This is a genomic window from Staphylococcus caeli (genome assembly GCF_900097965.1).
Taxonomy (GTDB): Bacteria; Bacillota; Bacilli; order Staphylococcales; family Staphylococcaceae; genus Staphylococcus; species Staphylococcus caeli.
In genome coordinates this window covers 16,421-31,539 of record NZ_FMPG01000008.1, presented here as the reverse complement: position 1 = coordinate 31,539, position 15,119 = coordinate 16,421, and the positions used below count along the sequence as shown (strand labels likewise).

Genomic DNA, 15,119 nt, shown 5'->3' with positions numbered 1-15,119 from the left:
GATTTTTTATTAAGTATAAAGAAATTGCTTCATACATTAGAGATAAAGTGATTGATGGAAATTGGTTTTATGGTATGAGAATTCCGTCTCATAGAAAATTAGCTAACCAATTTAATGTAAACAGAGTTACGATCATTAAAAGTATAGAATTATTAGAATCAGAAGGTTTTATCTATACAAAAAAAGGAAGCGGCACATACATTAATGATTATTTAAATGCGGATTACATTTTAAACAAATGGTCTGAGATGATGGATTGGTCGTTTAGAATAAGAAATCAGTATACTGTACAGCTTATTAACAAAATAGAAACAGATTCAACCTATATACATATAAGCAAAGGGGAACTGGGCAAAGATTTAATTCCACATCTAGAGTTAAAAAATGCAATGACTAATGTTTCAAATTATATTGGAGATTTATCATTTGGATACAATAATGGGTATGGTTATACAAAATTGAGAGAGTTAATAGCCGAGCGATTAAAAGTAGATGGTATAAATATTACTAAAGATAACGTATTAATAACTTCTGGAGCATTGCACGCTATTCAACTTTTAGTTACTGGCTTTTTAAGTCAGAATACTATTATATTTTCTAATACTCCGTCTTATATAGATTCTACGCATGTATTTGACTACCTAAATATGAAAAAAGTGAAAATTTCATATAATAAATTAAGCGATTTTCAAAAAATTATTAATAAGCAACCTAGTAATAAAGAAAAAGCCTTGTATGTAGAGCCATCATTCAATAATCCAACGGGTCAATCCATATCAGAAAAAATTAGAGAGGATATGGTTAACTATAGTAGAGTTCATAATATGCCAATTATAGAAGATGATATTTATATAGATATATGGTTTGATGAAAAACCGGCAAGATCAATTAAGTCATTAGATACAAATAATAATGTTATACATATAAGTAGCTTTTCGAAATCAATTGCCCCGGCTATTAGAATTGGTTGGGCTATTGCCTCTGAAAAGGTAATTGAACAATTAGCTGATATAAGAATGCAAATTGACTATGGTTCGAGCATACTTTCCCAAATGGTCGTTTATGAACTACTGAAAAACGGAGATTATGATAGACATGTGACTAAACTTAGAAATGTATTAAAAGAAAAACGAGACTACATGTTAAATATTTTAAATGCGAATTTTTCTGAAATTGCTCAGTGGGAAATACCTGAAGGTGGATTTTTCATATGGGTTAACTTTAATGAAAATATAAATGTTAAAAAGCTTTTTTCAGAGCTAATTGATAAAGAAAAAATATTAATAAATCCAGGATTTATTTATGGAAGTGAAAAAAATACTATACGCCTCTCATATGCATTTGAAAGTAGAGAAAATATTAAATATGCACTAGAAAAAATATATCAATACGCTATGTATAAAATGTAAGATAATATATTAATTATTTTTGAACAAGGAGTGGGACAATGTGACCAAAAAAGCTTTTATTTCTTATTCTAGAACAAGTAGAGATCATTTGAACAGGGTTGTGAGAATAGCAGAAAGTTTGAGAGTTGATCATGGAATTGATGTTATTTTAGATGTTTGGAATTGTACTGAGGGTGATGATTTGAATTACTTTATGGAGTCTATGGTCAATGATGAGACTATTGATTTTGTTATAATATTAAGCGATATTCAGTACTGTAATAGAGCTAATGATAGAGAAGGAGGAGTCGGAAAAGAGAGTACAATAATTAGCTCGCAAATTTATGATAAGCAAAGTGATAGTAGGTTTATACCTGTTTTTTTAGATATTTTAAGCAATGGCAAACCAGCATTGCCAACTTTTTGTAACACTAGATTCGCTATTGATATGACAGATATTGAATTAGATATAGAGAAAACAGAAGAAATTGCAAGAAAAGTACATAATAAACCATTATTTGAGAAACCGAAAATTGGTAAAGTTCCGGATTATAATCAAGATCAAAATGACCTAAAAAGAGCGATAAAAAAATTAACTTTATCTAAAAGTTATAATGAAATGAGAAATTTTGAAGAAGCTTTGGCCATTATTTATAAAACTTTAGAAAATATAGAAAATAGCGTAGAGGACTATAATCAAGAAAATTTAATGGAATTAAAAGAGATTTTTGATACTTGGAAAGAAGTTATTACGTATGCATTAAACAATGATAACTTTTATTTTAGGGAAATAATCATAGAGCATTATAATAGGTGTTTAACTCTTACGGAAGATGAATTTAAAAATCCAATGACTAGAATTTTTAATTATTTTTCATTTCTTATACTAGTAAGTGAATCTTTATCGTCAGGGGTAAATGAATTTTTGAAAGATTTAATGAATGCTAAATTTAACTTTAGTAGAAGAGAAGCAAATTATTATATATTAAGTTTATATCCCCAGGCGCTATCAAGAAAATATTCATATAATACTAATGTCAAAAAAATGTTAGCCGAAATGTACTTTGAAGGGAAAGATTTAAAAAAGGTTCAAGATGCAGATGTAATTTTATATACAGAAAGTCTTATGAAAAAAGATATTCATAGTGTATATGAAACGTGGCATGGAGCCCTGTTGTATAGTAAATGGCCTATGCTTGAGCAACGTACTATTAATATTTTAATAAATAAATTTCGTAGTAAAAATTATCTAGCTCAATTTGACTTTTTATTTGGAAGTTCGCAAAGTGAAGTGCTTGAAAATTATAATAATATTAAACTAGCACATGATATGCCTACCATCTTTAATTTTATTGATAAAGAAGAAATTGGCAGCTATTAATATAATTATTTAAAATGAGCTCAGGTAATGGGCTCATTTTTTAGTAAAATAACTAATAAGGGGAAGCGTATCACAAGTGATGCGGCTTTTTATCAGTTTTGTAAAGGGATTTTGGGCATATCATACTGTATGTGATTTATAAAAAATATGGACTTACAATTGGTAAACTAACTTATACGGTAAAAACCTCTTTACGAGTTAAGAATTAAGAAGGGCACTGATCCCATAAAGTTGGAACTCAATAAAAATACTATGTTTTAGGCTACTAATTCCCTGTATTGTATAGAGGATAAGTAGCCTGGTTTTTGTTGAAATCGAATACTGTATTTTGTAATATGATTTTCGACAATTTTATTTAAGTTTATTTAGAGTTTGGTTTTATAACTTTTGTGTAGTATTAAGAGAAGAAAATATAAATTAACTATAATATCATCATATTAAAGGTGGATTATAACTCATGCTGAGAATAGAATATAACTTAATAGCAGTGAGAGATTTATATTTGGAATTGAAAGAGTTGGTTAGTGAAATCGGCTACTAACTATGAGGCACAAAAGAAATTATAAAAAGATATATAGTGATTGCAGCAGAACAAAATGAGTGTGATATATGTATACGGCTAAATAATAAAAACCCAACCCATCAACAGAAATGTTGGTGGGTTGGGTTTTCTAACATTTAAAAATGCAAAGTATATAGACATAAAGTAAAGAGATTGACAACATGGTGTTTATGTAGGTTAAATTAACATAAAAATAGGTTTGAGAGTTTAAAATAGAAGTTTTGATAAACACAATATTATTACAAGTAGTGGAAATTAGCTTAGTATAAGGCAATTTTTAAACTTTTCCTAAAAATACATCAAACTCTAAAATAGTATATTTACAACCAATATCAGTCTAGTTATGAAAGCTTTGCTATATTAAAAACCATCTTTTAAAAGATTTCCTGAATTTTTCCCAATTTTTTATATCAAGGTAATATTTATTGCCAATTTTTCTTATAACGCCTTGTTTCACTAAATTATTAAAAGTATGAGTTTGCCGAATATTCAAACTTTTCAAATCTTTAGCAGTTTTTGAAGAAATTGCATTATGTTCTTTCAAAGTTTTTACTACTTTATTCTGTTTTAAAGTTATACTTTCAGCTCCAAACGCCATAAGCTATCACCTCTTTTCATTTATTATAACATACAATTTTTTGATAATTGTGATATTCATCACTGAAACACTTTGATTTATATGGAAGTATGTAAATAGGTGAGATAATGAATAGTAAATTTAAAATTATTGTAGAAATGTTTGTTTTATCAATTAGTACTACATTATTATTTATTTTTAACACTATATTGTTTTCTATTATTTTATATGAAAATGAATATTTTAATTTAGCTATTTTGCTTTCTCTATTTGTTTCATTATTAGTATTACCTTTATTTATATATAGAAATTGTGATTTTGAAATTAAAACGTTTAGAAATAATATTAATAATTTTTTTGGAATTCGATTGTTATTATACATAATTATTTTGACATATGTATATCAAAATTTTTGGCTATTCAGTTCTATGATAATAGTTGCAATTTCTGAAGAGTACTTGTACAGAAAAATTATTTTTAACAGGTTATTAAACTACTTCAATTTCTTTATATCAGCAACAATAAGTTCTATATTATTTGCTTTTATATTACATAATGCTGAAAATTTTATTGTTAATATTGTATTGAGATTAACCTTAGGTTTGCTTTTTTGTTGGGTAACATTTAAAACAAAAGATATTAAAGATTCTATATTTTTGCATTTAATTTATAATCTATCGATATAAAAGGAGATAAAAATGAAATATTTCAATTTCTTTATAAGCATCTTTACATTTATTTTTATTGTGATAATTAACTATTTTCTTTTTGAAAATCATAATTTAATAACGTTTTTCTTGTTTAATCTTATTTTACCATCATCATTTGTAGTTATTGCTAATTTAATTTTAAGTAATAAAAAGAGATATAAAGCAATATTAGTGATATTAAACACATTAGTACTTCAATTTTTATTAAACTTTAGTATAATACTTAATTCTTTCTTGTTTAAAAAAATCATTGACAATACTGAGAAGATGCTAGGAGAAAACGGAAATGTTCAAATGAATATTCAAGAAAGTAGTTTGGCACAGTATAGCTTTACCTACATATTATTGGTAGCGCTTACTTTAGGGATTAGTTATTTACTTGAATTTATAAAAAGAAAAATAAATGGGGGGATAATTAATGAAGATAAAGTTTAAAGAAAATATTTATCATGAAGTAGTTAATGGAGTACCTATGTTATTAAATGTTGGCAATGGTTTAATTGTTGGTTTAGACAACGAAGGTAATGAGTTTATTAAAAAGATATTGAATACGGATATTGAATTTGACTATAGTCAATTAAGTTACAATTTGAAAGAATTGGTTACACATTTGGATAATAATAATTTCTTAGAACATTCTTTTGAAAAGTCAAATAATGAAGAGATAGCATTTGCATATTTGCATATTACAAATAGATGCAATTTAAATTGTGTGGGATGTTATTCAATGAATGATATGAGAAATGTTGAGACAGATTTAGATATTGAATATATTAAAAAATCAATTGATTATCTTTCTGAAGTAAATATAGATACTGTAATCATTTCTGGTGGAGAAACATTAATAAGAACTGATATAGGGGAAATATGTAGGTATTTGAAAAAGAAAAAAATAAATAATGTTGTAATTATAACTAATGGAACAATTGTGAATAAAAATATTCTAAAAGATATTAAAGGCTTTGTTGATACTATCTCAGTTTCTATAGATACTTATAATGAAAATACAGAAGGATTTATTAGAGATAAAGGAATTCATAATAAAATAATTAAAAACATAAAAAAAATGAAAGAATATGACTTTAATATTTCCTTATTGCCAACTTTGCATAAATATAATTATAAAGATTTACAGAAATTTGTTGAACTATCTAAAGAATTAAAAACTTCGATTTCATTTAGTATATTAACTACTACTAATGAAGAACCTTATTCTTCTTTAATTTTTGAAAATGAAGATTTAAAAGGACTTGCTAAAGAACTATATTATGCCAACGTTCCATTTTATAATGCTCCTGTCCACCAATCGCTACAAGCTACTGATGGTTGTGGAGCGGGAAGCGATATGATTTCAATTGGTTCAGATGGAAGCATTTATCCTTGTCATATGTTGATGGAACCTAGTATGAAATTAGGTAATATTAAAGATAAAAACTTAATAGAAGCTAAGCAAGATAAAAATAATGAATTTTTTAGACATTATACTGTTAATGACCTAGAAGGTTGTAAAAATTGTGAAGTTAAATTTTTATGTGGTGGGGGATGTAGGGCTAGAGCATTTATGCATACTAAAGATATAAAAGGAAAAGACCCGTATTGCCAAATGTACTATTCATTTTATATGGAGTTAACAAATGAAGTTAAAAAAAGTATTTAAGGAGGTGATAATATGTTATTCTTCACAGATTTATTCAGAGATAAAAGAGGTTGTGGATCTGGCGGGTTTTATGTATGTATTTCAGCAGGTAGACAAGTAGGTAAATGGTCAATTTAGTTTTTGGTAGAGGCGTGGATTTTATATTTGCGCCTCATTTATATATGAGGTAGGGATTAAATTGCTAAAAGTAAATAATTTGAGTGTTAAATACGGTAAATCATATATACTAAATAATGTTAGTTTTGAATTAAAAACTAATGAAATCGTTGGACTAGTTGGTAATAATGGTTCAGGGAAAACAACTTTAATGAAAGCTATTTTAGGTTTTTTAAACTATGAAGGTGAAATAGCATTTAACGGAAATAATAAGTTTCAACATGATAGATGTCAGATGCAAAAAATAGCAATGCTTTTACAAGAAAATATGTATCAAAATAATTCAGCACTATTTAACCTATCTCTTTTTGAAAAGTTAAATATAAACCCATCGTTAAAAGAGGATTTAAAAAATAGGCTTTCTATGTATAATCTTCCTGGAGATAAAAAAGTGAAAGGATTTTCATTTGGTATGAAGCAAAGATTAAGGTTAGCTTTGATTACTAGGGAGGGATATGACTTATATATTTTAGACGAGCCTTTTGTTGGTTTAGACCCAATTGGAATAATAGAATTAAAAAAATATTTAAATGAACTCAAAAATGCAGGGAAAACTATTTTAATATCGAGTCACCAATTAACAGAATTAGAACATTTATCTGATAGATATTTATTTTTAAACAATAATAGAATTAGTGAGAAAAATGAAATATTTGAAAAAAGAATAATTATCAGTTTTGAAAGTCTTGATATAGATAAAGTATATGAGGAAATTAGTGAAGTAAGCATTAAAATTAATGATAATGAAATCATATTACCATATGACTTAAATAAACTTCATAAATTGCTTTGTTTATTAAGTGAGAGAGAAAAAAATTCTTTGAAAATACAAATTGAACAAAGTTTGAGAATGAATAGTGGTGTTTCAGATTGAAAGAAAATTTAAAATTTGAGTTTAATAAACTAATACACAGTAAAATAGTAATTTTTATAATTATTATTTTATTGCTTCCATTAATTTGGGGACTTATATTGAAGATTGAGCCAGCTTGGTTAGTGGTGGAAGGTAAATCTGATTTATTTGTATATACTTTAACGATGCTACAATTTGTATTATTGTTCAAATTACACATTATATTTTTTATATTTACCTACAGCTCATTAGGATATGAAATGTCAAATGGCCAGCTATTTTATCATTTAGTACGAAGTCCTAATAGAAACTTAGTCTTTTTCACAAAATATATTTTTAATTTATCTGTAATTTTAATGTTTATAAGTTTTTTTTCTTTAATTTCATTTACTAGCTATAACTTATTTATAAAAGGTTCTAAATTTGGAATTTCTAAAATAACATGGTGGGAAACTAATCAAAGAGAAATTGTAATACAAATAATATTTTTATTATGCTATTTAGTATTTTTAATTACATTAACTTTTTTCATTTCTGTGTTTATAAAATCAATAAATAGTATTTTTATAGTTATTTTAATAGATATCGTATTAGGTTTATTAGTAAAAATAGAAGATATAAAATTTTATATACCTAATTTTATTGCTCTTTCAAATACTATACATGATATTGAATTTGAGAAGTTGCTAATTAATGCTATAGTTATACTAGTATCGACACTATTAATATTATTATTGACTGTGGTTAGGTTTAATAAGACAAACTTATAACAAAAGGATGCGGAAATGATGGCTTTTTCTAGCATAAAACGATATATATCTAGTAATTTTCCTATAAATGAGTATAAAGAAAAAAATTATTTAGAATTTAATAGCAATGAATTCATATTAATAGATGAAGGGATATTGTTTAAATATCAATTATATTCAAATGGAGAATATAATATCACAAATATTTATGATAATGGTTCTCTAATATATTTAAATAGTGATAATTTCGGTCTTTTTACTAAATCTGATTGTAGTTTTTACAAAGTTTCAGAGAGGGAATTAAACAGTATAAAAGATGAAAGTATTCAAAAGAATATCTATGAATTCTTAAAAACGGAGCTTATTAAAAAAAATATGTTTATTAGAGACTTTTCACGATTTGGCAAAAGCGAAAGGGTGCTTTCTACTTTAATAAGACTTTGTAACTCTTTTGGTGTTATTAAAAATAATTGTATAATGATTGATATTAAACTTAGTCATACAGAACTTTCACAAATTACTTATATGGCTAGAGAAAACGTAAGTCGAACAATGGCTAAATTAAAAAAAGAAGGTATTATTTCATATGAAAGGGGCAAAATAATAGTTTATGATTTTGAATTTTTGATGAAAGAATTACAATGTGAGGATTGTTCGATTATCAATTGTAGTATGAAATAAATAGTATTTTCATATATTTTCAAAAGAATGTTAATGTTTATATATATTAATTGTTATTTATATTTTTAGCTCGTAAAATATTGACCAGCAATTTGTATTCATAATATAAGATGGAAAGTAAAGTTTGATTAGACAATTCCCCAATGAAATCTTCATTAGGGGAGTTGAATATAGTAGTATGAAATCTTCATATTATTTAAAGTTTTATATTTTACTTAAGAATAAATAATTACAATAAGATGCTTATATGTCTAATTATATTTTTTGATAAACGTTGTTATTAATTTATTTTTAATTTTAATCGAGCTACTGACTGTTTTCTTTATGGCTTTATCATCTACTGCTGCTGTTCGTAGGAATTAGCGATTAAATAATATTATATAATGTACACTTATTCACACCCTCTTGGTACTTTTAGTTTGCTAATTTTGTTTCTTCTTTTTTAGCTCTAAGTCTTTGTAACTTCCATATGCAAATACAACTGCAACTCCCAATACTGAAACAAATAAAATTACACCCAAACTTGCTAATACTTTTCAATTAACTATCCCCATTCTTTTAATCTTTATTTTGTATTATTCTTTTGATCTATTTTGTAAAACCTTTCTATATTGGCTGTACACTTTTAACGGTTGGTGAGTAAAATCATCAATCGTTATTTTTTATGTTTAAATACAAAAAAAGCACAAATACCTCTATAATTATAAGTGACCAAACCATAATTAAAGGAGAGATATCTGTGCCATATCCTTATAATAAAACAAATCACTTCGGTTTAAAAGTGAATCATTTACATTTTATAAATCAAACACCCAAAGAGATGTACTATAAGTGTATAAAAACATTATTTTATAGCGCTGTTTTAACCTATGATGCAATTGCCTGTGAATGTTGTGGTATTAAAAATGGCAAACGACACACATTAATTTATATGGGGGAAATCATATATAAACCTGCTTATTTGGAACTATATAAACAAAGATTTTACTGTAAGGCTTGCGGTGAGACATTCACAGCTAAGACACCTTTTGTTCAACCGAAATCTACGATTTCAAATCCAGTAAAGTTAGCTATTGCTGAAAAAGTTTCGGAAGCACGTTCGGAGAAAGCAATAGCTCATGACTTATTAATCTCACCTTCCACTGTACATCGACAAATAAAACTCATTGCTCAACAGGTTAAACCCAAGTTATCAGATACATTGCCAAACCATTTGTCTTTTGATGAGTTTAAATCTACTAAAGATGTTGAGGGTGCGATGAGTTTTATATACTGTGATGGCGAAACTCATGAAATTTTAGATGTTTTACCTGACCGACGAAAAAGCGCCCTTGAATCTTATTTTAATCGATTTTCTCTTAAAACACGGAAGCGTGTTAAAACAATATCTGTTGATATGTATAAACCCTATATAGAGTTGATTAAAAAGTTATTTCCGAATGCTAAAATTATTATTGATCGTTTTCATATTGTACAAGCAATAAATAGAGAAATTAATCGTTGCCGTGTATCTGTAATGAATCAAAAATGTAGTAATAACAGACCTGAATATAATAAATTAAAGCGCTATTGGCGTCTATTTGTAAAGAATCCGAATCATTTGAATGCTACGCATTATCATCCATTTCGCCTTTTTAAAAGTTGGCAAAGTACTTATAGTGCATTACAGTATTTACTTACCTTAGATGATAAATTAGAAGTAACATACCGTATGGGACATCAGATGCTAAACGCACTAAGAATGAACAATCCAAAACGCTTTAAAGAATTTTTAAACAAAGCAAAAAACGAAGATATTTTCGAAGGTCTCAAACGTATCATTAAAACATTTATTGAGTATTTACCATATATAGAAAACACTATGGATCATCGGAATTTTACAAACGGACCAATTGAAGGCATCATTAACAAAATCAAATTGATAAAGAGAAATGCCTACGGCTATCGTAATTTTATTAACTTAAGAAATAGGATCCTTATAATTTCTAGATTATTTGTCTCAGAACATAAAAAATACATCAAGCAACAAAATCGAGTTGCTTGATGTATTTTTTATAGAACAACCGTTATTGACAAAGAGCCGATGATATTACCATAAATAGTCAACTTACACAAAAGGATAATGACCAGTTATATCTTTTATGGAGGGAGATCTACCAGCAGTCTTAAAGTATATACAGACTTTGGTGATTATAGGCAGGTAGGTCATAACAAAAAACTGAGTATAAACAAACAAGAAATGTGCAAGTGAACAAAATGGAACCTACAAAAGTAAAGGCAGCAAGTAATAGTCAGAATAATACGATTAGCAACATGCCACAAGAAACAGACAGCGCTACACAAGGTGAAGTAATCACGGAGACGTAAACTATAGAAAATCCATGATCAATTACCAATACTAAGAAATATGCAATAACTATGGCGAATAGCATGATTATCTATATATTTATGTATATTTGAAATTACAACGTATAATGGCAATATAAAATATGGAAGTAGGTGTTATAATGGCTACTGATCAAACAATCAATGAACTATTTTTGAATAAAATCAACACAGACAAAGTGAGAACAAAAAATATGATGGGGGAATATCTCATCTATTATGAAAATGTGGTTATTGAAGGTTTATATGATAACAGGTTACTCGTAAAAGCAACTATGACTGCGCTTAATAAATTAAGCACATATGAATTAATACTCCCCTATCCCAATGCTAAGAAAATGATATTTATACCAAATTTTACTGAGAAAGATGACTTGATTCATTTATTTCAAAAAATTAAGGATGACCTAGATTAGTAACATCAGTGAGATGTTAATTGGTACAAGGTTATGACAAAGTATCATTGATGCTCGAACCGAACATAGGTGAAATAACTTGCGCCTTCCTAAAAAGTAAATCACTGTAGTTTTAATGTTTTTAAATGATTAATTGTTTTTTAGTTAATGTCCAACAAATAGTTCTTAATTAAAAGATTAAATGAAATTTAAAATTAATTTTATTTTAAAGACTCAAAATAATTCACCTAAATTAAATGTTTTTTGTAAATTGTAGTGTATAATGTAAGTGTAAAGTAATCATTTTCAAACATATAGAGACTATTTGGGGGTTCAAATGAAATATAATTTAGTAAATGGGAAGCAACGTCAACGCTATGCTATTCGAAAGTTCTCTGTTGGTACAGGGTCAACACTGATTGGTGTCTTGCTTTTTTTGGGTGTGCAACATCATGCAGATGCAGCTGAAATAGAAAATGAAAAGGTACAACAGAAGCAATCGGCTCAGACTGATTCAGAAAGTACTTTGGCACAATCGAATACAGTTGATGATAAAGCTGTAAACGAAACAGAACATGTAATAGATGCAGTTATTGCAAAAGATACAAATGAAACAGAAGATACAACAGAAGTGGAACAAGATACAGGGGATATAAATAATCAAGGCACACAAGCAAAGGCAGATGCTATTGACAATCAAGTACAAACAGCGAACAACAATATAGCACAACAAAACACTACGCCAAATACTGAAAAAGCGCAAGAATCAAAACAGAGTGCAGATGAGATTCAAAATGATGCAATCATTCAACAACATACATCGGCTCAGACCGCACAGATAAAAGACGAAGCAAGTAATCAAGAAGCAACATTAAAACAAATGACTCAAGTTTCTAGTCAAACGAAGCAACAGCAAACAACGAATATTGATCATTCTAAAAAGCAGACGACTAATAGTACTGCTCAATCAAATTTGGTTCACCGTAATTTTGTCAAACCCGTTATAAGAGCCTATGTCGCTAATAACGGTGTAGTAAATGTTAATGATGATACATTTACATTTGAAGATTTAAAAAATAGTTTTAATGATGCAAATGTGACTCAAATTAATTTTAATACTGACCGTCAATTTGACTTTACTGAAGGTTTGAAATTAAATCGTGGATTAATTATTAATGTTGCTGAAGGAAGAAAAGTTGATTTTAATGTAGTAGCAGGACAGGAACAAAGATTAGTAGGTATTGATGCATCGCTTAAAAATGGTGAGGTACTTTCCATTAATAATCAAGGACAACTCAATTTTAATAATTTTAATAAAGGTATTGCAGTTCATGGTGGAGATACAACAACTAAGTTCAATATCAATGGTGGAGAAATGAACTTTAATCAGTTTAACCAGTCTGGTATCGATGTTGGAAATAAGTACACAGGTGAAATCTCAATCCAAGATACAGCGATTAACACGAATTCAACAAGGGATTCTAAAGGCTCTACGCTTCGTTTAGGTGATAGCTTTGATGCTAAAGTTAATATTAATAATTCTAATTTACATTTAGTGAATAATGGGGATAGTCCCACAAGTAATGCCATTGAAACGAATGCTAGTTATGTGAATTTTACAAATAGTGAAATATACTCATCTTCCCGCGCACATTATAACTTTAATACGTTTAACCCAGACCACCGAAGAGGCGATCAGCAGGTAATCTTTTCAAATACGAATTTGAATGTGAATACGCCAACAGATTCTAATCCGCATAGATCATATTGGATATTTAATATACCGGCAGATGCGGTAGCGATCAATTCTGAGTTTACGCATTTTAATGTTACAGATAATAGTACGATATCTCAAAATATTAATGATTTTAATGGGGATGAAAAAGGTATAGAATTAGAGCGCTCAACGCTCACTGTAGAAAACGCGACATTAGATCTAAGGAGTGTAGGGTTCGATAAAGGTTCATCATTAAATCAGAGTTTGGCTTGGCCATCGTTAATTGAAGTAAAGGATGATGCTAAAGTAACGATTGATCGCTTCCATAGTTTACCAAACAACTCCAATGTTGCTACGGATTTCCCTAAAATGATTATTAGCGGTGGATCAGTAAGTTTACCTTTAGAGGGTAATGATCAAGTACCTGATGGCACACAAATAGTAAATGAGCATGGCGAAGTTTTAACACATTTTGCTATTGATAAGAGCAATTTGGATAAAAATGTTGACGATAATTATGATTTGACAATCTCGGATGATGTGAATGATCCAACAACGCATCCGTCATATAATTATGGTTTAGATGAAAATAAATTACATGATCAAATAGCTCATGTATGGTCGCCAGCTGTTACTGTAGATTTCTTTAAAGATAAAAATGATGCTATAAATAATGAAAATAGTTTTAATGAAGCTCATGCTGTTACCCCTAGAGGTAATACAATTGATTTAGTTGGGCGCACTGCACCAACTATTGTGGACGGCAATCCTGTAAAATGGTTTTATGCAGATACAGACTTACCATATAACGATAGCGATAAAATTTTAAAAGATACTAAGTTATATCCCATAGTTCAAATGCTACCGCTGAATGAAGCACCAACGATTACGACCACTCCGAAGGTTATTAATCAAGGAGACCATAACTTCGATGTTATTAGTGTTGTTACAGGTGCAACAGATAAAGAAGATGGAGATTTGAGTAATCAAGTCGAGGTTATAGATAACGGTGGCTTTAACGCTGATGTGCCGGGGCAATATACAATAACTGTAAAAGTGACAGATAGTGCGGGTGCCTCATATACTACTACTGAAATAGTAACAGTTGTACCTGTGGATAGTGATGCGGACGCGGATAGTGGATGCGGACGCGGATAGTGATGCGGACGCGGATAGTGATGCGGACGCGGATAGTGACTCAGACGCAGACTCTGATTCAGACGCAGACAGCGACTCAGACGCAGATTCTGACTCAGACTCAGACGCAGACAGTGACTCAGATTCAGACTCAGATGCGGATTCAGACTCAGATGCAGACTCTGACTCAGATGCGGACAGTGACTCAGACGCAGATTCAGACTCAGATGCGGATAGCGATTCAGACTCAGATGCAGATTCTGACTCAGACGCGGACAGTGACTCAGACGCAGACTCTGATTCAGACGCAGACAGCGACTCAGACGCAGATTCTGACTCAGATGCAGATAGCGATTCAGACGCAGACAGTGACTCAGATGCGGATAGTGATTCAGACGCAGACAGTGACTCAGATGCGGATAGTGATTCAGACGCAGACAGTGACTCAGACGCAGATTCTGACTCAGATGCAGACAGCGATTCAGATATGGGAATGGGTTCAACTGATTCAAACAACAATGATGGAAATGGCATTGCAAAAGCTTCAACTACAGATGATCATGATAAGTCAAATAATGATAAGAAATTACCAGACACTGGTGAACAAGCAATAAATAACGGTGCTTTATTCGGCGGCTTATTTGCTGGAATTGGATCATTATTCTTACTTGGTCGTCGCAAAGAAGACAACAAAGAAAATAACTAGAATTATATAATTGAAATTTTATGGCTCTTTGTCAATAACGGTTGGTCTATAAAAAATGAATATAT

Annotated in this window: 13 protein-coding genes; 12 read left to right on the top strand and 1 reads right to left on the bottom strand. The window is 29.0% G+C overall.

All coding sequences use genetic code 11. The annotated features are described in order from the left end of the window. The first annotated feature begins 47 nt into the window (after positions 1 to 47). Both BJS11_RS08925 and BJS11_RS08920 read left to right on the top strand, forming a co-directional pair. Positions 48 to 1,409 (top strand): aminotransferase-like domain-containing protein, encoded by a 1,362-nt coding sequence (locus BJS11_RS08925; protein ID WP_245167127.1) that lies wholly within the window; start codon positions 48 to 50, stop codon positions 1,407 to 1,409. 40 nt (positions 1,410 to 1,449) lie between these two features. Continuing rightward, positions 1,450 to 2,769: an SEFIR domain-containing protein gene (locus tag BJS11_RS08920; RefSeq protein WP_069995911.1), complete on the top strand. Its 1,320-nt coding sequence runs from the start codon at positions 1,450 to 1,452 to the stop codon at positions 2,767 to 2,769. Positions 2,770 to 3,686: 917 nt separating this feature from the next. On the opposite strand, the gene BJS11_RS08915 is transcribed toward BJS11_RS08920, so the two are convergent. Further along, positions 3,687 to 3,929 (bottom strand): hypothetical protein, encoded by a 243-nt coding sequence (locus BJS11_RS08915; protein WP_069995913.1) that lies wholly within the window; start codon positions 3,927 to 3,929, stop codon positions 3,687 to 3,689. A 107-nt stretch (positions 3,930 to 4,036) separates the two neighbouring features. On the opposite strand from BJS11_RS08915, the gene BJS11_RS14180 reads away from it, so the two are divergent. From BJS11_RS14180 to BJS11_RS13995, 10 genes are all read left to right on the top strand, one after another. Further along, positions 4,037 to 4,594 (top strand): CPBP family intramembrane glutamic endopeptidase, encoded by a 558-nt coding sequence (locus BJS11_RS14180; RefSeq protein WP_069995915.1) that lies wholly within the window; start codon positions 4,037 to 4,039, stop codon positions 4,592 to 4,594. Between the two features lie 12 nt (positions 4,595 to 4,606). Continuing rightward, the gene (locus tag BJS11_RS08905; RefSeq protein WP_069995917.1) at positions 4,607 to 5,053 is read left to right on the top strand and encodes a hypothetical protein; all 447 of its coding nucleotides are present in this window, start codon (positions 4,607 to 4,609) and stop codon (positions 5,051 to 5,053) included. Beyond that, entirely contained in the window at positions 5,037 to 6,275 is a 1,239-nt protein-coding gene (locus BJS11_RS08900; RefSeq protein WP_069995919.1) for a radical SAM/SPASM domain-containing protein, read from the top strand. Before BJS11_RS08905 ends, BJS11_RS08900 begins: the two co-directional genes overlap by 17 nt. A gap of 178 nt (positions 6,276 to 6,453) precedes the next feature. Next, entirely contained in the window at positions 6,454 to 7,305 is an 852-nt protein-coding gene (locus BJS11_RS08895) for an ABC transporter ATP-binding protein (protein ID WP_159427255.1), read from the top strand. Then, on the top strand, positions 7,302 to 8,054 hold the full coding sequence (locus tag BJS11_RS08890; RefSeq protein ID WP_069995922.1) for a hypothetical protein: 753 nt from the start codon (positions 7,302 to 7,304) through the stop codon (positions 8,052 to 8,054). The genes BJS11_RS08895 and BJS11_RS08890 overlap by 4 nt, the downstream gene beginning before the upstream one ends. 18 nt (positions 8,055 to 8,072) lie before the next feature. Next, positions 8,073 to 8,714 (top strand): Crp/Fnr family transcriptional regulator, encoded by a 642-nt coding sequence (locus BJS11_RS08885; RefSeq protein ID WP_069995923.1) that lies wholly within the window; start codon positions 8,073 to 8,075, stop codon positions 8,712 to 8,714. 739 nt (positions 8,715 to 9,453) lie between these two features. Further along, on the top strand, positions 9,454 to 10,758 hold the full coding sequence (locus BJS11_RS08880) for an ISL3 family transposase (protein ID WP_069995924.1): 1,305 nt from the start codon (positions 9,454 to 9,456) through the stop codon (positions 10,756 to 10,758). 463 nt (positions 10,759 to 11,221) lie between these two features. Continuing rightward, positions 11,222 to 11,515, top strand: a complete 294-nt coding sequence (locus BJS11_RS08875) for a transcriptional regulator (protein ID WP_069995926.1) — start codon at positions 11,222 to 11,224, stop codon at positions 11,513 to 11,515. A 316-nt stretch (positions 11,516 to 11,831) separates the two neighbouring features. Next, complete coding sequence (locus tag BJS11_RS08870) at positions 11,832 to 14,369, top strand: YSIRK-type signal peptide-containing protein (protein ID WP_069995930.1); 2,538 nt, start codon at positions 11,832 to 11,834, stop codon at positions 14,367 to 14,369. Then, entirely contained in the window at positions 14,335 to 15,054 is a 720-nt protein-coding gene (locus BJS11_RS13995; RefSeq protein ID WP_280833833.1) for an LPXTG cell wall anchor domain-containing protein, read from the top strand. The genes BJS11_RS08870 and BJS11_RS13995 overlap by 35 nt, the downstream gene beginning before the upstream one ends. Positions 15,055 to 15,119: the final 65 nt, after the last annotated feature.

Coding starts and splice junctions, on each gene's coding strand:
- BJS11_RS08915 (WP_069995913.1), bottom strand. CDS start 3,929: ATGGCGTTTGGAGCTGAAAGTATAACTTTAAAACAGAATAAAGTAGTA.
- BJS11_RS14180 (WP_069995915.1), top strand. CDS start 4,037: ATGAATAGTAAATTTAAAATTATTGTAGAAATGTTTGTTTTATCAATT.
- BJS11_RS08905 (WP_069995917.1), top strand. CDS start 4,607: ATGAAATATTTCAATTTCTTTATAAGCATCTTTACATTTATTTTTATT.
- BJS11_RS08900 (WP_069995919.1), top strand. CDS start 5,037: ATGAAGATAAAGTTTAAAGAAAATATTTATCATGAAGTAGTTAATGGA.
- BJS11_RS08885 (WP_069995923.1), top strand. CDS start 8,073: ATGGCTTTTTCTAGCATAAAACGATATATATCTAGTAATTTTCCTATA.
- BJS11_RS08875 (WP_069995926.1), top strand. CDS start 11,222: ATGGCTACTGATCAAACAATCAATGAACTATTTTTGAATAAAATCAAC.
- BJS11_RS08870 (WP_069995930.1), top strand. CDS start 11,832: ATGAAATATAATTTAGTAAATGGGAAGCAACGTCAACGCTATGCTATT.
- BJS11_RS13995 (WP_280833833.1), top strand. CDS start 14,335: ATGCGGACGCGGATAGTGGATGCGGACGCGGATAGTGATGCGGACGCG.